The organism is Lysinibacillus sp. RS11 (genome assembly GCF_042019215.1).
GTDB classification, from domain to species: domain Bacteria; phylum Bacillota; class Bacilli; order Bacillales_A; family Planococcaceae; genus Lysinibacillus; species Lysinibacillus xylanilyticus_A.
Genome location: NZ_CP168124.1, coordinates 3159394 through 3184495 on the forward strand (window position 1 = coordinate 3159394; position 25102 = coordinate 3184495).

Here is a 25102-nt window from a genome sequence, read left to right on the forward strand (position 1 = left end):
ATCTTCCTCCTATAACCCAAACGTATGGAATAGTGGTCCAACTAGTAAATCAATCAACTTAATGCCAATAAAAGGAGCTATAATTCCGCCTACGCCATAAACAAGTAAGTTTCTATTTAATAATTTTGCAGCACTCATCGGCTTATATTTTACGCCTTTCATTGCAATTGGAATTAACAATGGAATGATGACCGCATTAAAAATTAAGGCAGAAATAATCGCACTTGAAGGTGAATTGAGATTCATAATGTTTAGTGCGCTCATCTCAGGTACAGCGACCATTAGCATAGCTGGGATAATGGCAAAATACTTTGCAATATCATTGGCAATACTGAAGGTCGTTAGTGCACCCCGAGTCATTAGCAATTGTTTCCCAATCTCTACAACTTCAATAATTTTAGTTGGATTTGAATCTAAATCGACCATGTTAGCAGCTTCCTTCGCTGCATTCGTACCTGAATTCATAGCAAGCCCTACATTTGCCTGTGCCAGTGCTGGCGCATCATTCGTTCCATCACCAGTCATAGCTACCACTTTCCCTTGTGCCTGCTCATCTTTAATGACTTGAATTTTGTCTTCCGGCTTACTTTCTGCAATAAAGCTATCCACTCCAGCTTCCTTTGCGATAGATGCTGCAGTAAGTGGGTTATCTCCTGTACACATGATCGTTTTAATGCCCATTGCACGAAGTTGTTCAAAGCGTTCCTTAAGTCCGGCCTTTACAACATCCTTTAAGTAAATAACACCTAAAATTTTATCGTTTAACGTTACTACAAGCGGTGTCCCACCAACAGAAGATACTTGATGAATCAGCTGTTCTAAATTTGCAGGAATGTTATAACCTGCTTTCATACTTTCATTTTTTATCGTATCATAGGCTCCTTTTCGAATTTTTGTGCCATCCTTCATATCCAACCCGCTCATTCGTGTCTGTGCAGTAAATGGAATATGTTCACTTGACTTGATAATATTTTCTTCACCGTCTGTTTTTACTCCTAATTCGCAAGCAAGTGACAAAATAGACTTTCCTTCAGGTGTATCATCTGTTAAGGAACTAAGCCATGCAGCTCGGATTAAATCTTTACTTTCCACACCTGTTACTGGCAGAAATTCGGCAGCCATACGATTTCCATAAGTAATCGTTCCTGTTTTATCTAAGATTAATGTATCCACGTCTCCACATGCCTCTACAGCTCTTCCAGACATTGCAATAACATTAAACTGTGTAACCCTATCCATTCCTGCAATTCCAATCGCCGACAATAATCCACCAATCGTTGTAGGAATTAAACAAACTGTCAGGGCAATTAATGTTGCGATAGAAATCGGCACATTTAAATAAGCCGTCATTGGATAGAGTGTCACAACAACTAATAAGAAAATAATTGTTAAACTTACTAAAAGTGTATTGAGCGCTACTTCATTTGGCGTTTTTTTACGACTAGCTCCTTCGATGAGCGATATCATTTTATCTAAAAATGATTCACCAGGCATCGAGGTAATTTCGATCATCAGCCAATCACTCGTAACTGTCGTGCCACCTGTAACTGATGAAAAATCACCACCCCGCTCCTTTACAACTGGTGCGGATTCACCAGTGATTGCCGATTCATCTACAGTAGCAATTCCATCAATGACTTCTCCATCATTTGGAATAACCTCTCCTGCCTGAACTAAAACGATATCGCCCTTTTTTAACTCATGTGCCTGTTTAACTATTTCAGAGCCATCACTAAGCAGAACACGAGCCTGTGTCACTGTTTTCGTCTTTTTTAACGTTTGAACCTGTGCCTTCCCTCGCCCCTCAGCAATCGACTCTGCAAAATTAGCAAATAGAATGGTAACAAAAAGAATAACGGCGACGATCGCATTATACAATCGGTCATGTTCTCCTACTTCGTTACCAAATATATTCGGAAAAAGGGTTAATAACAGGACAAACATAAACCCTATCTCTACTACAAACATAACTGGATTTTTCACCATATATACTGGACTAAACTTCTTTAAAGCGTCTATCATCGAGCTTTTAAACATTTTGCCCGTAATAAAACTTTTTCTTGCAGTTTCCATAAGTGTCTCTCCTTACTAAAATCAATTTCGCCTTGGCGTAATTGCCGCTGACGCTTCGCTTTCGCGCAGAATACATTTGTAGCTGTCGCTGCGTTTTCGCTACAGATAAACAATGCGTCCGGATTTTGAATTGTGCCCAGGCCTGTACGAGGGCCGACACGATGTCAGTCATTTCGGTAATGCCACAGGACGTGGCATTTTTACCGATGCAGGTCAGTTAGCCGTTTTCGCAGGATGCGAAGGTTTTAGGCTAACATCCTTTCATTCATTCCTTTCAAAATCCGTGACATCCGCCGGAGGCTCTTCATTCAATAGGTATTTGGATACCCACTAAAAAGGAATCACATCCGCATTCACCTCATCACATTAAAAGGTGGGCGTCTTAAGCTGAATGAAAATAAAGTTGTAAGTGCTCTGTGATTGGTCCAAGAGCTAATGCTGGTAAAAATGTAAGAGCACCAATCATTAAAACAATCGCAACAAGTAACAATGTAAAAACAGTATTATCCGTTTTCAATGTTCCCACCGAATCGCTGTAAAACATTTTTTTAGCAAGTAGAGACGCTATAGCTAGTTGAATAATAATCGTCAAATAACGTCCAAAGAACATGGCAAGCCCTGTCGTTACATTCCAAAATGTTGAATTGTCAGCTAACCCTTCAAAACCCGAGCCGTTGTTAGCAGAGGCAGATGCAAATTCATATAAAACCTGCGATAAACCATGTGCACCCGGATTCGTTATGCCCGCTACCCCTGCTGTTGTTGCAACTGCAAGTGCTGAAAATAGTAGAATAATAGCAGGATGAATCAAAATACAAAGAGCGATCAGTTTCATTTCCTTCTCTTCAATTTTCTTGCCTAAAAACTGAGGTGTTCGACCAATCATTAAACAGGCGATGAATATCGTTAGCAACACATACATCATCATGTTCATTAGGCCGACTCCCTTGCCTCCAAACACAACATTTAGCATCATATTAAACATCGGTACAAGACCACCAAGCGGCGTCAATGTATCGTGCATATTGTTAACAGATCCCGTTGTAAAAGCAGTAGTCACTGTTGTAAATAGTGCTGATTGTGCTACCCCAAAGCGCATCTCTTTTCCTTCCATACTGCCAAGCTCCTGCGAAATTCCGAGCTCACTAATAATTGGATTACCCGCTTTCTCCGCTACATACACAGTTACAAGTCCAACTAGGAACAGCATACTCATTGCCGCAAAAATGGATAGCCCTTGTTTCCCAAATATAGTTTTCTTTTTTCTATATGCGACCATTAAACTAAATGCAACTACACAAGCACCTGGTAATAACATCATAGATAGCATTTCCACAATATTAGAAATGACCGTTGGATTTTCAAATGGTGTCGTTGAATTCGCTCCATTAAAACCACCACCATTAGTACCTATATGCTTGATGGATTCAAGAGAAGCTACAGGTCCAAGGGCAATATCTTGTAATTTACCTTCTATTGTTTGGACAGTTTTATTCGCACTAAAGGTTTGCGGAGAACCTTGTGCTACTAAAATCATGGCAACAACAATAGATAAAGGCATTAACACACGTGTAATAACACGAACGAAATCCACAAAGAAATTCCCTATAGTGTCAGTTTTAGCAACTAGACGACGGCAGAACGCCATACAAGCTGCATAACCAGTAGCTGCAGATGTAAACATCATAAAGATAATGACTAGCATTTGTGATAAATAACTGAGTCCTGATTCGCCACTATAATGTTGAAGATTCGTATTCGTCATAAATGAAATAATGGTATTAAATGAAAGTGTTGATTCCATATTGTCAATATCGTTTGGGTTTAAAAACAGCATCGCTTGAATGCGTAAAAGAACGTATCCAATAAACACCATAAAGGCGTTCGACAAAATTAACGAAAGCACATACTGTTTACCCGTCATATCGCCTTGTTTAATGCCGCATAATTTATAAATAACAGCATCAAATCTATCCATAATTGGATCAAGCCATGTTTTTTGGTGCATTGTCACCCGAAATAGATAGTGCCCAGTTAAAATCACGAGCGGTAAATAAATGATTAATACAATGGCGATTTGCCACATACTGTAGTACCTCCTACCAGCCTATTAATAGTTTTCAGGATATAGTAATGCATGCCCTAGATAACCGAAAAGGAACACAAGTACAATCCCCATAAAGATCCACATTTTCATTCCTCCTTACTTCTCTTCCACTAGCTTGAAGCACCAAGCGGTTAACGCATAAAGACATGCAAAGCTTATAATTAGTAAGCCAATCATATAAAAGTCCATCAATCGAAACACCCCTCCTCCAATTAGGATGCTCTCATCATACTGACTTTCAAATTAATGTAGTGTTAGGAAATCACTTTTTCCATTAAGAAACTATAAAGAGCGAAAATCTTAATACTTTCTTAATGGCAGATAACGCTATAATACAAATGAGGTGAAAGAGGATGGAAAATGCACGTCCAACTCCAGAGACGTTTTTAGCGAGGCTTCAGCAAGAGGAACAACTCGTAGGAAAGCTCAAAATTTTTCTTGGTTATGCTGCTGGAGTCGGTAAAACTTATGCCATGCTGGATGCAGCACATCAGGCAAAAAAACTAGGTAAAGATGTGGTAATTGGTTATGTAGAGCCACATCCTCGTCCAGAGACGTTAGCTCTACTCGAAGGGCTTGAGCAAATCCCTACGAAAAAAATAAATTACAAAGGGAAAACTTTTCAGGAATTAGATATTGATGCGGTACTGCAGCGCAAGCCGGAAATTGTCCTTATTGATGAATTGGCACACACTAATGTTCCAACGATGCGGCACAAGAAACGTTTTGGAGATGTAGAGGAATTACTTGCAAAGGGTATTCATGTCTATACAACTGTAAATATTCAACATATTGAAAGTCTTCATGATTTAGTAGAAGAAATAACTGGCATTAAGGTACGAGAACGTATTCCAGATTATTTAATTGATCAAGCGGCACAAATAAAGATTGTCGATATTGAACCAGACGAGTTAATCCAACGCCTACAAGAAGGCAAAATCTATGTAAAACAACAAGTAGAAAAAGCACTGCAATCTTTTTTTCGCAAACAAAATTTAGTATCCCTGCGAGAAATTGCACTACGGAGAGCTGCAGATACGATAAACTATAAGCAGTTAAACAGCAACGAATCTTCAAAACATCATGTACAAATCGAGGAGCATTTACTTGTTGGTATTAGTAGTTCTCCTACGAATGCCAAAGTTATTCGAACTACCGCAAGACTTGCACAAGCATTACATGGCAAATTTACAGCTCTTTACGTACAAAACGTACAGGAGCATGATCGAAATAACGCAAATTCAGAACGACTTCAGCAGCATATAAAGCTTGTTGAACAGCTAGGTGGGCATGTCGTAATAGTTCAAGAAGACGATGTAGCCGCTGCCCTTGCCAACTATGCACAAATTAGTGGCGTCACTAAATTAGTCATCGGTAGAACGAGCATGAGAAAAAAATGGTGGCGACCAAGCTCAAAAATCAGCGATCGACTCAACGAATTTGTACCGAATTTAGCCATACACATAGTGCCAGATCAAGAAAATGAACAATTCTACTTTCCTAATGTAAAAAATAAGCTGTCATTTGAATGGCTTGATTTATTTAAAATGGTCATCGTGTTTGGCATAGTTTCAATTGTCGGGCTCTCTTTCTACACAATTGGTGTAAGTGAATCGAACATCATTACGATCTATATTTTAGGCGTTTTAATTCTTGCCATTTGGTCATCAGGGTGGATGATGAGCATCATTAGCTCCACCATAGCAGTACTCCTGTTTAATTATTTATTTACAGAACCACGTTTTTCTTTTGAAGCCTATCATCGCGACTATCCGATGACCTTTATGATCATGTTTCTTTCAGGAGTAATTACAAGTAGCTTAACAAAAAAAATAAAGGAGCAAACCATTGTAGCAGTTCGTAAATCTTATCGAATGGAGGTGCTCCTTGATACAAATCGTAGGCTTCAACATGCCAAATCTTTAGAAGAAATTATTACTGAAGGCATGTCACAAATCGTTAAGTTAGTAGAAAAACCAGTACAATTCTTTGAAATTGAAAATAATTTAATTGTGAAAACTACTTTTTTCCGTGCAGAGGGCATGACTAGCCTTGAAAATAATAAGATTGCATCCCTTTTTGACAATCCAAATGAGCATGGTGTAGTAAGTTGGGTCATAAATAATAAACATGTAGCAGGAGTGTCCACTGATATATTTCCTGAAGTGAACGCCTACTATTTACCAGTTATATCTAACGGGAGTGTTAAGGGCGTGATTGGCATTGCACTGTCAAAGCAATCACTATTACCTGCATTTGAGCGTAATATTCTGCATGCCATTATCAATGATTTTTCATTCGCACTTGATAAGTGGTATTTACAGAAACTCAATGAAGAAGTGGCCAGAGAAGCCGAACTGGAACAGATGCGAGCTAACCTTTTACGTGCAATCTCTCATGATTTAAGAACACCGCTTACTGCTATTTCCGGAAATGCAGATATATTACTGACCAACGCATCGCAAATTCGGGATGATGAAAAAAATAAAATATATGAGGATATTTATAAAAATTCTAAATGGCTTGTACAAATGGTAGAAAACTTACTTGCCGTTTCTAAGTTGGAAGATGGACACCTTGCTTTAGAGATGCAATTAGAGCTTGTAGAGGATATTATTCAAGAGGCATTAACCCATGTCGTTCGTCTAAACAATACACACACAATATCCTATCATATTGAACCAGAATTTTTATTCGCTTTAATGGATGCACGACTTATTATTCAAGTACTGATTAATATGATCGATAATGCACTGACTTACACACCATCAGGTAGTGCTATTACTATAATGGTTAAAGAAGCTGATGGCTTAGCACAATTTAGCATTTCTGATGATGGACCTGGTATCGATGATGCAATCAAATGCAATCTTTTCGAGCCATTTACAACTGGAAAAGTACAACGTAGCGATAGTCGAAGAGGCCTAGGATTAGGCTTAGCGCTCTGTCAAACTATTTTAAAATTACATGACAGTGAAATAACTGTTTCAGACAATAAACCTAAAGGAACGATTTTTAACTTTTCACTGAAAAAAAGTCCATTACCAAAAGTGAGGGATGACATTTATTAAAAATATGTCGTGTATATAAGTTGATTGGAGTGGAGAATGGGCGACTCCTTGGGGATCAGCGTCACAGATGGGACCCTGGAGCGAGCAACGCGAGTGAAGCGGCTCATCGGACGCCCCCAGGAAGCTCTGCTCTGCGCGAAAGCGAAGCGTCAGCGGCAAAGCGCCCAGTCGGAACGGAAATCAACCTCACGTTATGGTGATGCGCCAAAAAGGAGAAATGACATTCGATGAATAAACGAATTCTAGTAGTAGAAGATGACGTAGCCATTGGCAATCTAATTAAAATGACATTAGCTACACAACAATATGAATTCGAAATTGTAAGAGATGGTAACAGCGCACTACAAAAGGCTCTTGCCATGAAACCAGATGTTTTTATATTGGATTTAGGACTACCTGACATAGACGGCGTAGAGCTAATAACGAAAATTAGAAGCTGGACTCAAACACCGATTATCGTTGTTAGTGCACGTGGAGAAGAACACGATAAAATCAATGCATTAGATGCTGGCGCGGACGATTATGTCACAAAGCCTTTCAGTGTTGAAGAACTATTAGCCCGTATTCGAGTAGCCTTAAGAAGATTGACGTATGAACATCAGCTAGAAAATGAACCCTCTGTCTTTGTCAATGGTCATTTACAAATAAACTACTTAGCAAATACGGTGTTTGTGAATGAAAAAGAAGTTCATTTGACACCTATTGAGTATAAGCTATTGGTTATTTTATCAAAGCATGTCGGTAAAGTTTTAACGCATAACTTTATTTTAAAGGAAATTTGGCACAACGTACTTCAGTCGGATGTTCCAAGTCTTAGAGTTTTCATGGCCACGCTTCGAAAGAAAATAGAGGACAATCCAGCTAATCCAAAATTAATCCAGACACATGTCCGCGTTGGGTACAGAATGCTTCGTTGTCATGACGAAGAATAAGGGTCAGATCATGCTTCAACTTCCTAATATGCTATAGTTTTCCTAAACTTTAAACTGCAAGCTTTTTATTGATAGAGTTGATAAAAAATGATACTATACTATAGTATTTATTTGATAATGATTATCACTCACAAGGAAGTAGGTAGATCTTATGAACCTTCATTCGGTTCAATTGGGTGAAATAGTTGAAGTGAAAGATCTTCAGCAAATTGACTCTCTTTTATCTAAACGTTTAAATGCTTTTGGCATTAAGGAAGGCTGCCAAATTTGTATGATTCAAAAAGGATGGTTTTCTGGAGCATGTATATTGGAATGCCAGGGGCAGAAAATCGGGCTTAGAAAAAAAGATTTAATGAATATAAAGGTTGAGCAATTATGAGTAGATTAGCTTTAATAGGAAACCCAAATATCGGTAAAACATCATTATTCAATACGTTGACAAATTCATATGAATATGTTGGCAATTGGAGTGGTGTAACCGTTGAAAAAAAAGTAGGACAAGTAAAAAAACTACAAAAGGAAATTATTGATCTACCTGGTGTCTATACGCTGAACCCGATTTCAAGAGATGAAAGTGTTGTTACTGCATTTTTACTTGAAGATCAGGTAGATGGAATTTTAAATATTATCGATGCCTCTAATTTCGAACGAAATATGCAATTAACAATAGATATACTTGAACTTAGGAAGCCTGTTTTTATCTGTTTAAATATGATTGACGTAGCGAAAAAGAAAGGCATTTCAATTGATGTCGAAAAATTACAGCGTTTTTTAGGAGTACCTGTTATTCCAATAAGCGCTCGTACCGGTAAAGGTGTCGAAGGCATTTATGCTGCTATCCAAGACTCCGATCGTACTCAACAACGTTTTACATTAACCTATGATGACTTAATTGAAGAAGGCATCTCAAAAATTGAAGCCTTATTACAGCATGTTCCTGAAGAACAAAGAAGATGGTGTACGATTCAATTTTTATTAGGAAATGAAGCCGTTGACGCTTATTTGAAGGAAAAGGAATACTTTGAAAAGCTAGTTGCAATGCGAGATGCTTTAGAGATGAAAATTGGTGAACCAGTAAATAAAGCTATTGCTAAAAAACGTGATTTATACATTTCTAACATCTACAGCGAAGTAATTATACAAGAGAAAAGTGAAACACAATTGTCTGATAAAGTTGATAAAATTCTAACACATCCAATTTTAGGTGTTCCGATTTTCTTAGCGCTTATGTTTTTAATGTTTCAAGCAACATTTGCATGGATTGGTACCCCACTTTCGGATTTACTGGATGGCTTTGTAAGTGGAACACTTACAGAGACAGTTACAAATGGCTTAAAAGCTATTGGTGCTGCCCCTTTTATTATTAATTTAATATGTGATGGGATCATTGCAGGTGTTGGCGGTGTCTTAGTTTTCATTCCGCAAATCTTTGTTCTATTTTTCTTTATTTCACTATTAGAAGATTCCGGTTATATGGCGAGAATTGCTGTTGTCATGGATCGTCTTATGGAATTTTTCGGCTTAAACGGCAAAGCCTTTATTCCGATGATTGTAAGTTTCGGATGTAATGTTCCTGGTGTAATGGCTGCAAGAACAATTGAACAGCCAAGAGAGAGGCTATTAACTATTCTAGTAGCTCCGTTTATGAGCTGTTCAGCAAGGTTACCTGTGTATGCTTTGTTTGGAGCAGCATTCTTTACTGAACATCAATCTTTAGTAGTATTCTCCTTATATATAATGGGCATCGTGATTGCACTTATTGTAACAAAAATTTTATCTATGACGATTTTGAAAAATGAAACTTCAGTTTTTATTGTTGAATTACCAGCCTATCATGTACCACAGCTTAAAACACTTTGGCGTTCTACTTGGGAAAAAGGAAAAGGATTTTTCCGTAAAGCTGGTACTATTATCTTTGCTGGTTCCGTTATCATTTGGCTCCTTTCTTATCTAGGACCACATGGCGCTAATGTCAACATGGACGAAAGTTTCTTAGCCATGATCGGAGGCGCTTTTGGCGTATTGTTTATCCCGCTTGGATTTGGAACGTGGCAAGCTGGGGCATCCCTTATCGCTGGATTCCTGGCGAAAGAAGTAATTGTTTCGACAATGGCGATTATTTATGGCGTAAGTGAGGGTGTCTTATCCTCTACAATGACAACTCATTTTACCGCTTTAAGTGCCTATACATTCTTGGCCTTTGTTTTACTTTATATGCCTTGTTTAGCAACAGTAGGTGCAATAAAAAGGGAGACACAGTCTGTAAAATGGACTTTATTTGCAACACTTTATCCATTTGTTGTTGCTTATATTATTGCTCTTATCATTTATGGTATTGGGAATTTATTGATGTGAGGTGCTAAGAATGACTTTATTGGTTAATATCTTGATCGGTAGTATTATCTTTGGCTATGCTGGTATTACCTTATATAAGAGCATTAAGAAGCAGAAGAAAGGTAAATGCGCCGCATGCTCATTACAGAAGAGTTGTTCTACTAACACTTGTGCACCTCCTTCTAAATTGAAAGATTTTACTCAAAAATAATACAGTGAGGTAGTTCTCTTTGGAGACTACCTCACTTTTTTTGTATGCTTCAGAAAGCTCAAGTATTTAGAAACGTACTAGCTAAGAGTAAAAAATTCCTCTTACTGATTGACACTACATATTTAATAAGTAAAATTCTGTGGTTTTTAGAGGGTTCATGCAATATTGCCCTAGTTATTTATTGTGTATGTCGAACGCTAACATCCCCCACTGCATATCATATTTATAATCAGGTATGTCATCAATGTTAAAGAAAGGAGATCGTTATGGTATTTAGACCACCTTATCAGTTTCCAATGTATCCTGGTGGCATGAGGATGCCCATGCAAATGCCGATGCCCATGCAAATGCAAATGCCTATGCAAATGCCAACACCAATGTCACCGCAGTCCTTTTTCACGCCTGGAGGCTTCCCAAACCAACCACGAATTCCAGGTGGCTTTCCAATGTCTAGTGGAATAGGTACATTCGGAGGACAAATGCCAATGCCACCAGTGCAGGATGCTTCAAAAATCGGTTCATTTTTACAAAATGCGAATAACATATTCAACACTGCTAAAACATATACACCTTACATTCAGCAAGCAATGCCGATGGTAAAAAATCTCCCATCACTTTTAAAATTGTATAAAGGATTTCAAGGTCTACCTTCTCTAGGAACTAAAGCAGGGGCTGGAGCAACGGATGCTGCGGCAAGTAATGAAACAGGTTCTACTAAAAGTCGAAGTGCGTCACGGCAAAATGCATCATTTACCCCTCCTGACCCACTTCCATCCAAGCCGCGTATTTTTCAGCCACCTATGTAGATGAACGTTTCTTTGTATTCACCGTCTCAGTCCGTTATAATGTAGATAGGTAAGCTTGAAAGGAGTCACAACCATGCAAGTATTAAAAATTAATCCACGTGGCTATTGCTACGGTGTTGTTGATGCGATGGTCATCGCTCGAAACGCCGCACTCGATAAATCATTACCAAGACCTATCTACATTTTAGGTATGATTGTGCATAATAAACATGTCACAGATGCCTTTGAAGAGGATGGTATCATCACATTAGATGGAGATAATCGTTTAGAAATTATTCAACAAGTTGAAACTGGCACTGTTATTTTCACAGCGCATGGTGTTTCACCTGAAATTCGTGAAATTGCGAAGCGCAAAGGCTTAGTATCCATTGATGCTACATGTCCTGACGTTACAGTTACACACGATTTAATTCGTGAAAAATCAGCAGATGGCTATGATATTATTTATATCGGTAAAAAAGGCCATCCCGAGCCAGAGGGAGCAATTGGGGTTGCACCAGATCACGTGCATTTAGTGCAATCATCTACTGATATTGACACATTAAATTTAACAAATGATAAATTACTAGTAACGAATCAAACGACGATGAGTCAATGGGATGTCGCTCATTTAATGGATAGTTTAAAAGAGAAATTCCCACATATTGAAGTGCATAAAGAGATTTGTTTGGCAACTCAGGTACGTCAAGAGGCAGTTGCTCAGCAAGCTGGGGAAGCCGAATTACTTATTGTTGTTGGTGACCCTAAATCCAATAACTCGAATCGTTTAACGCAAGTGTCTGTTGAAATAGCAGGGACACCATCCTATCGAATCGCAGACGTTTCCGAGCTGAAAATTGAATGGTTAAAAGGAATTAATTCCGTTGCTGTCACTGCAGGTGCTTCCACACCAACGCCTATTGTAAAAGAGGTTATTTCATTCCTCGAGCAATTTGATGAGAATGATGAATCAACACATATTATTAAACGTACCGTTACATTAGATAAAATTTTACCTAAAATTAAAACACCCAAGCCTGTCGAAAAAATTATGCCTTACTAACATAAAAAAATCCTGATTGCCTATTTGACAATCAGGATTTTTCGTTATTTGCTAAAATAATAATTGACTGGACGGCCAATACCACCATAATGCACATCCATCGTAATTTCCTCTTGTTTCTCTAAATAATCTAAGTATCGCCTTGCTGTTACGCGCGCAATACCAACACCACTCGCAACTTCTTCCGCCGATGCTCCTTCTACAGATTGCAAATAATGCACAACTTTCTCAAGTGTTGCACGATTAAAGCCCTTAGGTAAACTTTTTTCTGACCGTAAGACATTCGATTGCTGAACCTCATTATGCCCACCATGATAATGGAATAACTGATCAAGCTCCCCTTGCGTTAGCTCACGCTCTGTTTGCATTTGCTTTTTAAAGCGCAAATAATTTTCAAGTGTTCCTTGCACTCGTTCAAATGAAAAAGGCTTCATAATATAATCAAAGACGCCAAGATGCAGGACCTGTTTTACCGTTTCCATATCATTAGCAGCAGTTACCGTAATGACATCTACAGGTAATTTGAGTTCACGAATTTTTCGTAAGCTTGTCACTCCATCCTGCTCCGGCATGAAAATATCCATAAATACTAGTTCTGGTTTAAGTTTGTGAATTTGCGCAATCCCCTCAACTCCATTTGAGGCTTGTCCAATTACTTCGAATCCAGCTATCTTTTCAATAAATTGGCGATTAACCTCTCGCACCATTGGATCATCCTCAATTAATAAAACCCTCATCTGTGTCACTGTCAGTCCTCCATACACTCTGTTCTATCTCTATATGTGTAAAATTTCACCTAAGGAAGCAAACTAAAGGAGCGCGTCACACTGTTCCTATAGAATTTCTCGCTTCTACTTCAAAATCAACTCAGGTGTGTCGATTAACCGTTTTAAACCATTCGAATTAATTCGAAGAGCTGTTTTCCGCTACAGGCTACTCGCTTTCCTGTGGGCGAGCTTCGAGCCGTATCCTCCGCTACGCTAAACCTATTTTTTCCTAATTAACACACCTGAAATCAACTACGACTATTAAGTATGGTAAAAAGTTATTAAAAAGCTTGTTCCCTTATTTGGTTCACTTATGACCTCTACTTCACCTTGCCCTTTTTGCACAATTTCATTTATTAAATAAAGTCCAATACCTCGACCCTTTTTCTCTTTTGTTGAATAGCCATTATCAAAAATATGTGCCTTTACTTCATCTGACATACCTATACCATTATCTGTTACTAAGATTGCCAGTACATCCTCATCCTCATCAACAGAGACATGGATAATTTTTTCGTCCATTTGTACATCCCTCAATGCATCGAAAGCATTTTCTATTAAGTTACCAAATAAAATGACGAAATCATGATGATCTAAATTTTTCGGAAAAATTGTCAAACGACTTTCCCGATCAATCTCCAAGCGAATTCCCTGTTCTTTTGCATAGGAAATTTTACTAAGTAATAGCCCAGAAATATTTTCATTTTTAATCCGTTCATTTAAAAAATTTGTAATTTCATCATGTTCTTCCTTTACTTGTGTTAAATAAGAAAGTGCTTGTTCATGATGTCCAAGCTGTAAAAGACCAGCAATAGTATGCAATTTATTTTTATGTTCATGTGTTTGAACACGTAATGCCTGTACAAATGCCTTAACACCCGTTAATTCCTCTGCAAGCTTTTTCACTTCTGTACGATCCTTAAACATTGCCACAGCTCCAACCGTTTTTCCGTTTACTTGTATAGGAATTCGATTACTCATAATATTGTGTCCATTAATATAGAGCTCACGATTGAAAATAGGTTGATCTAACTCCAAAATCTCTGGTAATCGTGTATCAGGTAACACGTCAAAGATTTTCTTTCCTATTAATGTTGACGGTTGTTTGTGAACATCTAATATTTCACATGCTTTTTCATTAAATATAGTGATTGTCAATTTGTTATCGATCGCAATAATCCCTTCATGCATGGCGTTAAAGGTTTCTGTTCGTTCTACATACATTTTAGCAATTTCATGAGGCTCTAGACCAAACATTTGCTTTTTCATATGCAGCCCCAAAGTATGTGCACCCCATGCACTAAAGAGAAGTGATATTAAAATTGTAATAATGAGTTCTGTTTGAATAGATTGTAGTAACTCCGCAACAGTTAAAACACTATAACCTACTACTACTACACCTATTTGCTTTCCTTCATTACTCATGACCGGGACGAATGCTCGTACCATATCTCCATGTTCGCCATGTGCAACGGATGTATAATAATGCTCAGCAAACGCCGCGTTTAGATCTGCTGACTGCGAAACTTGACCAATCTCTTTTGTATTTGGATGTGAGTATTTGCGCCTATTCATATCAAGTACAACAATATACTGTGCACCATTTATATCACGTATTTCTTCCACTATAGGATTAATGTGTTGAGTAGCCTCGGTAAAATCATTATTATTTGAAATGTAGGTTTTAAGTTCAGGAAGCTGTGATACGGTTTTTGCCACAAGCAAAGCCTGATTTTCGAGCTTATCCTTCTGCTCATTCATGACAAACCCTAGCAAAAATGTACCACCTATACTAAAGGAGAGCATGAGAATAAAAAAAGTCAAAGACATGATTTTTCTCTTCATCGATAATTTTTGAAATTTCAAGATGTTCGCCTCCCTCTTACTATATTTTAGCGTACTCCATATGTTAGAATAACAAAAACATCAGAAAATACGAATTAATTGGGTGTAATAGATGAAAAAATTTATTATTGGAACAATCGTAACCGTTTTACTGTTAACAATCGCAATAGGCGTCCAACAAGGTTTACTATTTGCAAAGCCACTTCCCTATGATGATGAGCAAAAAGGCTTGGACACACAAATCACAATTCATTTAAGTCACGTTGTAGCTGAAAATACGCCAAAAGGACAGGCCGCAAGCAAATTCGCAGAGCTTGTGGAGGAAAAAACAAATGGCGAAGTGAAGGTACACGTCTACCCGAACTCCTCCTTGTTTAATGATGAAAATGAGTTTCAGGCTTTGCAAAATGGAGAAGTAGAAATGATTATCCCTACATTTTCAAAGATGACATCCTATCTACCAAATTGGCAGGTTCTTGATCTACCTTACCTTTTTAATACGGATGATGAAGTTCATGAGGTTCTTACTGGATCGATTGGTGAACAATTGTTAAGTGAGCTTGATCCTTTTAAAATAAAGGGGCTGGGCTTTTGGCATAATGGCTTTAAACATTTAACCTCTGTCGATCACCCTATTCATACATTCGAGGATTTGAAAAACTTGCGTGTTCGGACAATGCCAAGTAAAACGCTTGAAAAGCAATTCGAGGCTGTTGGAGCAACACCCATCCCGATTTCCTTTAGCGAGGTTTTTACTGACTTAGAATCGCACGCCATTGATGCGCAGGAAAATACTGCATCAAATATTTATTCTAAAGGTTTTTACAAAGTACAGAAGCATATGACATTAACAAAGCATGGGATTTTAGGATACGCTGTTTTAATTAACGAGAATTTTTGGAATTCCTTACCTCCTAAAATTCAAAAGCAAATTATGGCCGCTATGAAAGAAACAACAGACTGGCAGTTTGAGCAAGCTGTACAAATGAATGAAAAAGATTTGCAAAAACTAGCGCAACAAGATAACTTTGAAATTTATACGATGAGTGATCAGGAACGCCAACGCTTTAAAGAAAAGCTAGCACCTGTCTATGACTTTTATAGAAACAATGTACAAAATAATGATGTTTTATCGGAAATTGAAGAAATTGTTTCCCCGTAAGTATTTTGGGATCATCACCATAACGTGTGATTGATCCGTTCTGACTGGGCGCTTTCCAGGGGGCATCCAGCCTTCACTCCAATCAACTTATATACAAAGCATACGTCTTTAAAAATGTCATCCACCATTTTTGGTGATGAGCCGTATTTTTGTTCATTTATGATAAATCCTCACATTACATGGGGATTTTCTTTTTGTATTATAATAGATTTTAAAATCACAAAATTACTATAAAACAGCTTAAGCCCTTGCTATCACTACGTTTAATCACCCTTCCACTAAAAATGACCAAAATGAACAATAGAAACATTACGGTCATAAAAACTATTTTCGGAAAATTTCAGCTATGATAACGTCATGAAAGCGTTCACAAAATTTTCATTAATAGTGTAAGGGGAGAACTTTATGCGTATAAATTTTAAAAACTTAACTGTACAAGTACTGATTGCTATTGTACTAGGTATCATTGTCGGTGCTTTGTTCCCTGAGTTCGGGGCGAAGTTAAAAATATTAGCTGATATTTTTATTAAATTAATTAAAATGTTAATAGCTCCTATCATCTTCTTAACGGTTGTTATTGGTATTGGTAGCATGGGCGATGTAAAAAAAGTTGGTAAAATTGGCGGGAAGGCATTACTTTATTTTGAAATCGTCTCTACTTTCGCACTAGCGATTGGCTTAATCGTTGTCAATATTGTACAGCCAGGTAAAGGCTTTAATACAGAGGCTGCAAACGGTGCAGATGTTTCTCAATATACACAGGCTGCTGCTCAAACAGAGCATGGTTTTGGCGCATTTATTATGAATATCATTCCTGAAAATGTTGTCGGAGCACTTGCCAACGGAGAGTTATTACCTGTTTTATTCTCAGCTGTGTTATTTGGGATAGCGGCGGCTGCTATTGGTGAACCAGCTAAACCAGTTATTACATTTTTCGAACAAGTAGCGGATATATTCTTTAAAATTGTTAATATGGTCATGAAGGTTTCCCCGATTGGTGCATTTGGTGCAATGAGCTACACAATCGGAAATTTCGGTCTTAAATCACTTGGAAACTTAGGATTTTTAATGCTATCCGTTTATGTTACAATGTTTATTTTTATCGCGGTCATCCTTGGCCTAATTACGCGTTACTTTGGGTTCAATATCTTTAAGTTCATTAAATATATGAAAGATGAAATTTTTATTGTAATCGGGACATCATCATCAGAATCTGCACTCCCTTCGATGATGCGCAAATTAGAAAACTATGGTTGCTCTAAACAGGTGGTTGGTCTTGTAGTCCCTACAGGATACTCCTTCAACTTAGATGGTACGTCTATTTACTTATCCATGGCAGCTATGTTTATCGCACAAGCTTATGGGGTTGATTTAGATATTTGGCATCAAATTACATTACTTGCTATTCTAATGCTGACATCCAAAGGAGCTGCAGGTGTTACAGGCTCAGGCTTTATTACACTCGCGGCAACACTAGCGGCATTCCCTATGATTCCAGTAGAGGGAATCGCACTTTTAATTGGTGTCGACCGATTTATGTCAGAGGCTCGCGCCGTTACAAACTTAATTGGTAATGGTGTCGCAACGGTTGTCGTTTCAAAAATGGAAAAAGAATTCGATCCAGAGCAGGAAAAACGTGCTCTTGCAGGAGAAGCTATCATCAAATAATAAAATGAAAGGCTGTCCGAAAGTGAAATCTTCACATGATCGGTCAGCCTTTTATTTTCCCTTTTCAATATGAAACCTCATGTACCACTTACCCGTATAGTAAGTAAATTGGAGGTTTACATATGACTACATTTACTCTTACCTACCCAAAAGCATTCGAAAGCTTTTCAAATATTCCTATTGTGAATGAACAAAATGAGACAGTTTGTGTGCTGCAAAAAGTTGAGCGTTCATCCGTAGGAAAAGTATTGAACGCTGTTATGCTAGTTGCTGCACAGCAATCATTACCACATCGCTATGAAACACGTTCTACTTTAGGTGCACCACTTTTTCAGGTGCAATCTACACTATTAACAAAGGGTGTCAGCCATCAGCTTATTATGCCAGATGGATACATTTTACCAATACAACGAAAGACGGTTCAATTACTTGAATCCTCCTACTCTTTTACAATGGATGGACTCGCGTTTCGCTTTGAAAAAGATTTTACATCTACCGCCTATTTATATTGCAATGATGAAAAAATAGCAAGTGCTAGTAATATCGAAACTGAACTCGTGCTTACTGGTATATCTTTTAAGCTTTTTAACTCCGATGATACGCTTTTTGTAGCCTTGCTAGCAACTTTGTATCAGGCATTATTTTCAATGAGTAATAAGTAGGTTCATCACCATAACGTGGAGTTGATTTACATTCCGGCGAAGTGGACGGCTTTAGCGGCGGAAAAAGCAGTTTTAGCGGCGAAGTGGACGGCTCTAGCAACGGAAATCAAAGTTCTATCAACGGTGAGTAAGCTCCTAATTAACATAAATACACACCGGTTTAAATAGATAATTAAAAAAAACTCCTATTGTTAGGAGTTTTTTGATATAGAAATTATTAATTACTTTATTGCATTTACAATTATTTGTCGCTAATTTCTAGCTATTACTTGTCTTCCACTACTGCTAGAATCATTCAATATATTCCGGGACACGAAATAAATTCGCTTTGTTTTGACCATTATACGCCATTCTTCTAAAAAAGGAGTACACTAAAGAGGTAGAAATACTATACTTTGGAGGCATTTAAAATGGATACAAAAGCAGCAGATATTAAAAATTTAATGACGTTAGATTTACTTGTTCAAATTTTAGAAGAACGTGGTATTATGACAGATCGAGAATTAAAAGAACGTCTTACAAATAACGTTAAGCTTTCATCTATGGATGCAGATTTAAAAGAAAAAGTTATTGAAGAAATTAAACATTAATGGAATGAAATCGCATTTTAAAAAGGGGCCGCTTCCTAGTTAAAAAAATACTATAAGCGGCTTCCTTTTTATATTTGCACCTTTAGTTCCTTCACATGCACAGCAGTTCCTGTAATTGAAATATTCAATTTCCCCTCATCATTTTTTACATGAACATGCACACGACCATCTTTCCCAAGTTCCTGACCTTGTTCAACGATTAGCGTTTTTGGCAATTGTACTTGTCGATCAATATACTCTGCAAAATAAGCTCCCATAACACCTGAGGCAGTGCCTGTAGCAATATCTTCAATTGTTCCAGAGTATGGAGATGAAAAATGCCTTGCGTGCATATCAGCATTCTTATCAATTGCCTCTAAACAAAAAGGATGTAGGGATGCTTTTGGCATTTCTTCTAGGATGGCTGGAAAATCTGCAGATTGCGGCGTCATTTTTTCAAAGTATGTTAAATTTTTAATTGGTATGAGCAATGTCCAAATTCCTGTACTTCCATAAACTATAGGTAATTCAGGATGTATCGCTTCCTCTAGTAGGCCAATTGATTGGACAAGTTTAGATTTTGAACCGTTAAAGGCTTCAAACTGAGGCATTGCATGTTGCATAGTAATGTAAATTTGTCCTGCTTGTTGTTCTTTGATCTCAATTGGAAGAATTCCTGCTTTCGTCTCAATAGTTAGTTGTGACTTATCTTCTAGTAAACCTTTTGTTTTTAGTGCATATAGCGTCGCCATCGTAGCATGTCCACATAAATTCACCTCATGCCCTGGCGTGAAATAACGTATACGTAAATCTGCTTTATCCGATTTTAGCGCAAAGGCTGTTTCATTAAAGCTTAATTGCTTAGCAATATCCTGCATTTCTACTTCACTATATTGGTCTCCCTCTACTACGACACCTGCTGGGTTCCCCTTATTTGGTATCGTGCTAAACGCATCATAATGATGCACAGTAACAATTTTCATATGCTTTTCCTTTCCCTTTATACTTAAAGTCTACTTCAACTAGCGTGTACTACCAAGTCTTTCAAATGGCCACAATACAAAGTCTGCCGTTCCTAAAATTTGATCCTGCGAAACAAAACCGACTTCCGACTTTCGGCTATCTATGCTTCTACGACGATTATCTCCAAGAACGAAAAAATGCCCCTCTGGTACAGTCATTTCACCTAATTGTTCCTCAAGAGTGAAATCATAAGTAAAATCACCTTTATCATGTAATGCTTCTTTATATTCAGTTAAATAGGGCTCATCATAAGCTTTTCCGTTTATATATAAAACATCATCTTTATAGGCTATATGATCACCTGGTAAACCAATGATTCTTTTAATAAAATTCTCATCATCTTTTGCCTCAAAAACAATAATATCGAAGCGGTCATAATTTGAAATTCGTGGCCCGACTTTATTAACAATTACTTTATCTCCATTTTCAAAAGTTGGCTCCATTGAAGCACCTTGTACAGCTACAGGAGATAAAATAAAATAACGTACGCACATTGTGAAAATGATTGCTAGTCCAATCGCTTTAAACCATGCCCAAAATTCATTCTTAGTTTGTTTTTGTGTCACACTTTACACTCCAATTCTTCTATATTATCCAATTTACTTACATTAATGGATACGAACTCTCCACTAAAAAGTTTCATAAATTTCTAAGCTTTGAAAGCGGAGGCTGTGCACGTAAAAAAACCTAAGGATTCTAAACATTTTCCTTTTAAAAGTGAAAGAGGGGGTGTGTTTCCGCATAAAAAAAGCAATATGTACTTGTACTGTACATACTGCTTAAGGATATTATCGAATTGTTTTTAATGCTGTTGCCCAAGGAATAAGTTGATCTAACATTTGATTGACTGAATCTGTTTGTACATCCTTTGGTTTAATCGTACCGTTTTCGAAGTCTGTAAATAAGGATAAAGCAGGATGTACGCGAACATCTGCTACTAATAATTCACCAAGAATACCCCGTAAATGTTCAGCTGCTCTTGCACCACCAACAGAACCGTAAGAAACAATACCTGCTGCTTTATTATTCCATTCGTTACGTAAATAATCTAACGCATTTTTTAATGCCCCCGTAATGGAATGGTTATATTCTGCAGCGATAAATACAAAACCATCACAGGCAGCGATTTTTTCTGACCAAGCAGCTACTCCTGAAGTATCTCCTCCTGGCTCACCTAGAAATGGTAATTTAAAATCAGCGATATCAATTATTTCATATGCTGCATCACCGCGTTTTTCAGCTACTCCCTGTACCCATTCTCCAACTTGTGGACTTACACGACCTTCACGTGTACTACCTAAAATAATCCCAATTTTCAACATACTACTCCTCCTTCATTCATCCCTCAAATTGTGACCGAAGCATTCATTTGAATTTAAAAACGGTTCTCCTAGCCATGTTGTACAGGAATCCATCTCTTTATTCAATGCACAGGTAATTACTTAAACCACTTTTTACTTCGAATCAAATTATCTTCAATTCAAAATAAAAATATCATAAATTTATAAAAATTGCCAATTGTTTGATTCCGTGACATCCACCAGAGGCTTTAGGCCAACAGATGTTTTTTGCGCGAAAGCGTAGTGCTAACGCAGCGGCAGCAGCACGATGTTGGTCACTCAGGCATTTTCACAGGATGTGGAGTTCTTAGCCTGAGTTCCTTTATTTTATCTTAATTGGTCTTTCTAATGCTGCAAGCTCATCTTCAATCGATGCGTATTGTCTTTCTACAACATATTTTGCATCCGAAATAGCCGCATTATAAATATGTGGAGCTATATTTTCCTTAATAAAGTCCAATACTCGCTCTGCTTCAAATTCTGTAATATCCTCATCTCGATTATTATAAAAAAATCGTTGAATATCAGCTATGATCGTTTCCTGTTGTTCTTTTGTAAAACGAATATACAAACCAAAACTCCCCTTTCATTCCAAAGTATACTTACCTATCATAACACTGTGAAATTCATCTATGCATACACAAAAAGACTGAATTATACTAATTCAGCCTTCACGATGTTGAAACTATTATGTCAATGAATTTAAGGAAAGCCTATAAATTAAGTATGGTTCTAGCAAAAAGAGAGGTTGATTTCCGTTCCGACTGAGCGCTTTGTTGCTGTCGCTTCGCTTTCGCACAGATAAAACATTTGCCGCTGACGCTTCGCTTTCGCCCAGAGCAGAGCTTCCTGGGGGCGTCCGATGAGCCGCTTCACTCGCGAAGCTCGCTACAGGGTCTCGGGCCTACACGATGTAGGTCACGAAGGCGTTATCACAGGACGTGACGCTCTTAGCCTTCGTTCCTCTATCGCTGATCCCCAAGGAGTCGCTCAGTCTCCACTTCAATCAACCATTTTACATAGCATGTATCTTCTAGCATGTTACTCTAATTTATAGTGATAATATGTGAAAACATAGGCGAAAACAACTGTTTTATATGCAAAAACGCAGCGTCAGCAGATGTACAATTAGCGAATGTTATAAGTCTATTCAGTTCGATTATGGTATGTAGGCATAGCCTTCACTTTTGAATGCATAAAACATTTAAAATTTTTACACTATTGTTGATTGGAGTGGAAGCCTACATGACGCTCGCCCACAGGAAAGCGAATAGTCTGGAATCAAAATCTCCCTCATTAAACAGCATTCACAAAATTACCTTGACCTTTTTGTTTTTATCACTATGAAGACTGAATTATAGTAACTTCTATAATTCAGTCTTGTTATTATTACTGGTTACATTTAAATGAATAGTTTGTTGATAAAAACTTCTTTTCCTTTGAGACAATGGCTTCTCCGCCGTCTTTTTCACACTGCTCTGTCATGGCGTCAATTTTTTGGGCATTTATCTTATTTGTCATAAATGTCATACCTAGCCCAAACACAGCAATCATTAAACCAATTATAAGCCATAACTTACCGGCTTTATTGCCAGCAGGTCTTTCACTCGCCACATCTATTCCCCTCTCTTACACGAATAAAAACGGTTCTGTATGAATAGTAGATTGTACAAATTCAACCGTATATTTTTTATCCTCACTCATTTTTGCCATCTTTTTAGCTACACCTGCAATCATCACTTTTTCAACATGATGACCCGGATCCACGATTTGTAGACCAATTGCTTGTGCGTCCTGTGCAGTATGGAAATACATATCTCCTGTTAAAAATACATCTGCTCCTGCACGCTTTGCAGAATAGATATATTTATTGCCGTCTCCACCGACAAGCGCAATTTTTTTCACCTTCGACTGTAAATCGCCAACAACTCGGACAGCCGGTACATCTAGCTGCTGCTTTACAAATTGAGTAAATTCATGAAGAGTCATTTCTTGTGGTAAGAAACCAACACGTCCTAAGCCCATTACATTTGTTTGCTGATCTAAACGAATGATATCATAGGCAGGTTCTTCATATGGATGTGCAAGTAACATTGCCTTTAATATACGGTTTCGAATAGACTCCGGAAATACTACTTCTACCTTCACTTCTTCTTCAACATGTAATTCACCAATAGAACCTACATGTGGATTTGCACCTGCTAGTGCACGGAAACGTCCTTCACCTAATGTAGTATAGCTACACGCTTCGTAATCGCCGATACGACCTGCTCCCGCCTTTGCTAATGCCTCACGTAAATCATTGGCATTTACAGTTGGTATAAAAACAGCCAACTTCAACATATTTTCCGCATATGTTTCTTCTAAAATAGAACGATTTTCAAGCTGTAGAGCATCTGCCAATAAATCGTTGACACCACCTTCAGCCACATCTAAATTTGTATGTGCTGCATAAACGGCAATATCATTTTTTATAAGCTTTTCATATAAGCGTCCAGCTGGATTATCAGTACGAATATTCGCTAACCGTCTGAAGATTGGTGGATGATGTGCGATTATTAGCTCGCAGCCTTGCTGTATTGCCTCTTCTGCTACCGCTTCGTTAACATCTAATGTGACTAATACTTTACTTACAGGCTTGTTTAATGTGCCAATAGCAAGCCCAATTGGATCATTTTCCATACAGGCAAGCTTTTTGGGTGACCATGATTCGAATAATTGGATAATTTCCTGACCGTTTACTGTCTTCATCTCACAAAACTCCTTCCACTAAATCGAGTAGTGCTCCTAACTCTGCACGTTTTTCTTCAATTTCAGGTGTTTGATCTGCAACTTCAATGGACTTTAACACACGTTGCCAATTTTCTTTTTCACGTAACCATTTTTCTATAAATGCTGGTGATTTTCGCAGCATTAATTTTGGTCCAAATAAAATTTCTGATTCCGTTAACGTCATTGGACCTCTTTGTAATACAAGAATTTCGTAAATTTTTTCATCTTCCTCTAATATCTCTTCGTCGAGAATAGCCCAATTATGTGCTAAAGCCCACTCACGAATCACTTTTGCATGAATATTCGGTTGTAAAACAAGTCGTGTTACCCCTTGCAGTTTTTCTGGATGCTTTTCTAAAATTGATACAATAAGAGGTCCACCCATCCCCGCAATCGTAACCGTATCTACGTGATCATCTGCTTCTACTGCCGCTAAACCACTTGCAAGTCGTACCGTAATTTTTTCTGTTAAACCTTCTTTTTTCACTTGTCCAACTGCTGATTCAAAAGGTCCTTTCACAACTTCCCCTGCTATCGCATAAGAAGCAATGCCTTTATGAATTAAGTAGCATGGTAAATATGCATGGTCACTGCCAATATCAGCTACAACTGCACCTGAGGGAACAAATTTTGCTACTGTTTCTAATCGCTTTGATAATTTTTGTGCGTTCATTTTTTTACCGCCTACCTTATATAGAGTCCATTATTAGTATGTATG

Annotated in this window: 24 protein-coding genes; 12 read left to right on the forward strand and 12 right to left on the reverse strand. The window is 37.7% G+C overall.

The genetic code is table 11. The features are described 5' to 3' along the window. Positions 1-9 precede the first annotated feature (9 nt). Together kdpB and kdpA are read right to left on the reverse strand one after the other, a co-directional pair. Positions 10-2073: a potassium-transporting ATPase subunit KdpB gene (gene kdpB / locus AB9L17_RS16350; RefSeq protein WP_223555979.1), complete on the reverse strand. Its 2064-nt coding sequence runs from the start codon at positions 2071-2073 to the stop codon at positions 10-12. Positions 2074-2455: 382 nt separating this feature from the next. Next, positions 2456-4159, reverse strand: coding sequence for a potassium-transporting ATPase subunit KdpA (gene kdpA / locus AB9L17_RS16355; RefSeq protein WP_068983579.1), 1704 nt, complete (start codon positions 4157-4159; stop codon positions 2456-2458). Positions 4160-4533: 374 nt separating this feature from the next. On the opposite strand from kdpA, the gene AB9L17_RS16360 reads away from it, so the two are divergent. From AB9L17_RS16360 to AB9L17_RS16395, 8 genes are all read left to right on the forward strand, one after another. Continuing rightward, positions 4534-7251, forward strand: coding sequence for a DUF4118 domain-containing protein (locus AB9L17_RS16360; protein ID WP_375199469.1), 2718 nt, complete (start codon positions 4534-4536; stop codon positions 7249-7251). Between the two features lie 48 nt (positions 7252-7299). Next, the gene (locus AB9L17_RS16365; RefSeq protein WP_375199470.1) at positions 7300-7482 is read left to right on the forward strand and encodes a hypothetical protein; all 183 of its coding nucleotides are present in this window, start codon (positions 7300-7302) and stop codon (positions 7480-7482) included. Beyond that, positions 7479-8183 carry a response regulator transcription factor gene (locus AB9L17_RS16370; RefSeq protein WP_068983582.1) on the forward strand — a complete coding sequence of 235 codons (705 nt, stop codon included), beginning with the start codon at positions 7479-7481 and terminating at the stop codon, positions 8181-8183. The genes AB9L17_RS16365 and AB9L17_RS16370 overlap by 4 nt, the downstream gene beginning before the upstream one ends. Before the next feature lie 151 nt (positions 8184-8334). Then, on the forward strand, positions 8335-8562 hold the full coding sequence (locus AB9L17_RS16375) for a FeoA family protein (RefSeq protein ID WP_375199471.1): 228 nt from the start codon (positions 8335-8337) through the stop codon (positions 8560-8562). Further along, positions 8559-10538 (forward strand): ferrous iron transport protein B, encoded by a 1980-nt coding sequence (feoB, locus tag AB9L17_RS16380; protein WP_375199472.1) that lies wholly within the window; start codon positions 8559-8561, stop codon positions 10536-10538. Before AB9L17_RS16375 ends, feoB begins: the two co-directional genes overlap by 4 nt. Before the next feature lie 10 nt (positions 10539-10548). Beyond that, positions 10549-10728, forward strand: coding sequence for a FeoB-associated Cys-rich membrane protein (locus tag AB9L17_RS16385; RefSeq protein ID WP_083226914.1), 180 nt, complete (start codon positions 10549-10551; stop codon positions 10726-10728). A 266-nt stretch (positions 10729-10994) separates the two neighbouring features. Further along, positions 10995-11534 (forward strand): VrrA/YqfQ family protein, encoded by a 540-nt coding sequence (gene vrrA, locus AB9L17_RS16390; RefSeq protein ID WP_068983585.1) that lies wholly within the window; start codon positions 10995-10997, stop codon positions 11532-11534. 73 nt (positions 11535-11607) lie between these two features. Beyond that, positions 11608-12576: a 4-hydroxy-3-methylbut-2-enyl diphosphate reductase gene (locus AB9L17_RS16395; protein ID WP_068983586.1), complete on the forward strand. Its 969-nt coding sequence runs from the start codon at positions 11608-11610 to the stop codon at positions 12574-12576. 44 nt (positions 12577-12620) lie between these two features. Here the strand turns inward: AB9L17_RS16395 and AB9L17_RS16400 are convergent, their stop codons facing one another. Both AB9L17_RS16400 and AB9L17_RS16405 read right to left on the reverse strand, forming a co-directional pair. After that, entirely contained in the window at positions 12621-13322 is a 702-nt protein-coding gene (locus tag AB9L17_RS16400) for a response regulator (RefSeq protein ID WP_083226915.1), read from the reverse strand. Between the two features lie 282 nt (positions 13323-13604). Next, positions 13605-15188 carry a sensor histidine kinase gene (locus tag AB9L17_RS16405; RefSeq protein ID WP_068984059.1) on the reverse strand — a complete coding sequence of 528 codons (1584 nt, stop codon included), beginning with the start codon at positions 15186-15188 and terminating at the stop codon, positions 13605-13607. Between the two features lie 112 nt (positions 15189-15300). Here AB9L17_RS16405 and AB9L17_RS16410 point away from each other — a divergent pair, with 112 nt between their 5' ends. The 4 genes from AB9L17_RS16410 (at position 15301) to AB9L17_RS16425 (ending at position 19270) form a co-directional block, all read left to right on the forward strand. Further along, complete coding sequence (locus AB9L17_RS16410; protein WP_068983587.1) at positions 15301-16350, forward strand: TRAP transporter substrate-binding protein; 1050 nt, start codon at positions 15301-15303, stop codon at positions 16348-16350. Positions 16351-16755: 405 nt separating this feature from the next. Continuing rightward, complete coding sequence (locus AB9L17_RS16415) at positions 16756-18018, forward strand: dicarboxylate/amino acid:cation symporter (RefSeq protein ID WP_068983588.1); 1263 nt, start codon at positions 16756-16758, stop codon at positions 18016-18018. A 122-nt stretch (positions 18019-18140) separates the two neighbouring features. Beyond that, positions 18141-18680, forward strand: coding sequence for a tubby C-terminal domain-like protein (locus AB9L17_RS16420; RefSeq protein ID WP_375199473.1), 540 nt, complete (start codon positions 18141-18143; stop codon positions 18678-18680). 410 nt (positions 18681-19090) lie between these two features. Further along, entirely contained in the window at positions 19091-19270 is a 180-nt protein-coding gene (locus AB9L17_RS16425; protein WP_049663817.1) for a hypothetical protein, read from the forward strand. Positions 19271-19338: 68 nt separating this feature from the next. On the opposite strand, the gene AB9L17_RS16430 is transcribed toward AB9L17_RS16425, so the two are convergent. The 8 genes from AB9L17_RS16430 to AB9L17_RS16465 form a co-directional block, all read right to left on the reverse strand. Next, the gene (locus AB9L17_RS16430) at positions 19339-20232 is read right to left on the reverse strand and encodes a PhzF family phenazine biosynthesis isomerase (protein WP_375199474.1); all 894 of its coding nucleotides are present in this window, start codon (positions 20230-20232) and stop codon (positions 19339-19341) included. 39 nt (positions 20233-20271) lie between these two features. Continuing rightward, positions 20272-20838, reverse strand: a complete 567-nt coding sequence (gene lepB / locus AB9L17_RS16435) for a signal peptidase I (RefSeq protein WP_068983592.1) — start codon at positions 20836-20838, stop codon at positions 20272-20274. A 222-nt stretch (positions 20839-21060) separates the two neighbouring features. After that, positions 21061-21594, reverse strand: coding sequence for an NADPH-dependent FMN reductase (locus AB9L17_RS16440; RefSeq protein WP_375199475.1), 534 nt, complete (start codon positions 21592-21594; stop codon positions 21061-21063). Positions 21595-21934: 340 nt separating this feature from the next. Next, positions 21935-22183, reverse strand: coding sequence for a DUF2164 domain-containing protein (locus tag AB9L17_RS16445; protein ID WP_068983594.1), 249 nt, complete (start codon positions 22181-22183; stop codon positions 21935-21937). Positions 22184-22344: 161 nt separating this feature from the next. Then, positions 22345-22488, reverse strand: coding sequence for a hypothetical protein (locus AB9L17_RS16450; protein ID WP_375199476.1), 144 nt, complete (start codon positions 22486-22488; stop codon positions 22345-22347). 513 nt (positions 22489-23001) lie between these two features. After that, positions 23002-23226, reverse strand: a complete 225-nt coding sequence (locus AB9L17_RS16455) for a hypothetical protein (protein ID WP_068983595.1) — start codon at positions 23224-23226, stop codon at positions 23002-23004. A 15-nt stretch (positions 23227-23241) separates the two neighbouring features. Further along, positions 23242-24363 (reverse strand): Nif3-like dinuclear metal center hexameric protein, encoded by a 1122-nt coding sequence (locus AB9L17_RS16460; RefSeq protein ID WP_375199477.1) that lies wholly within the window; start codon positions 24361-24363, stop codon positions 23242-23244. A 1-nt stretch (position 24364) separates the two neighbouring features. Next, positions 24365-25057 carry a tRNA (adenine(22)-N(1))-methyltransferase gene (locus tag AB9L17_RS16465; RefSeq protein WP_068983597.1) on the reverse strand — a complete coding sequence of 231 codons (693 nt, stop codon included), beginning with the start codon at positions 25055-25057 and terminating at the stop codon, positions 24365-24367. Positions 25058-25102: the final 45 nt, after the last annotated feature.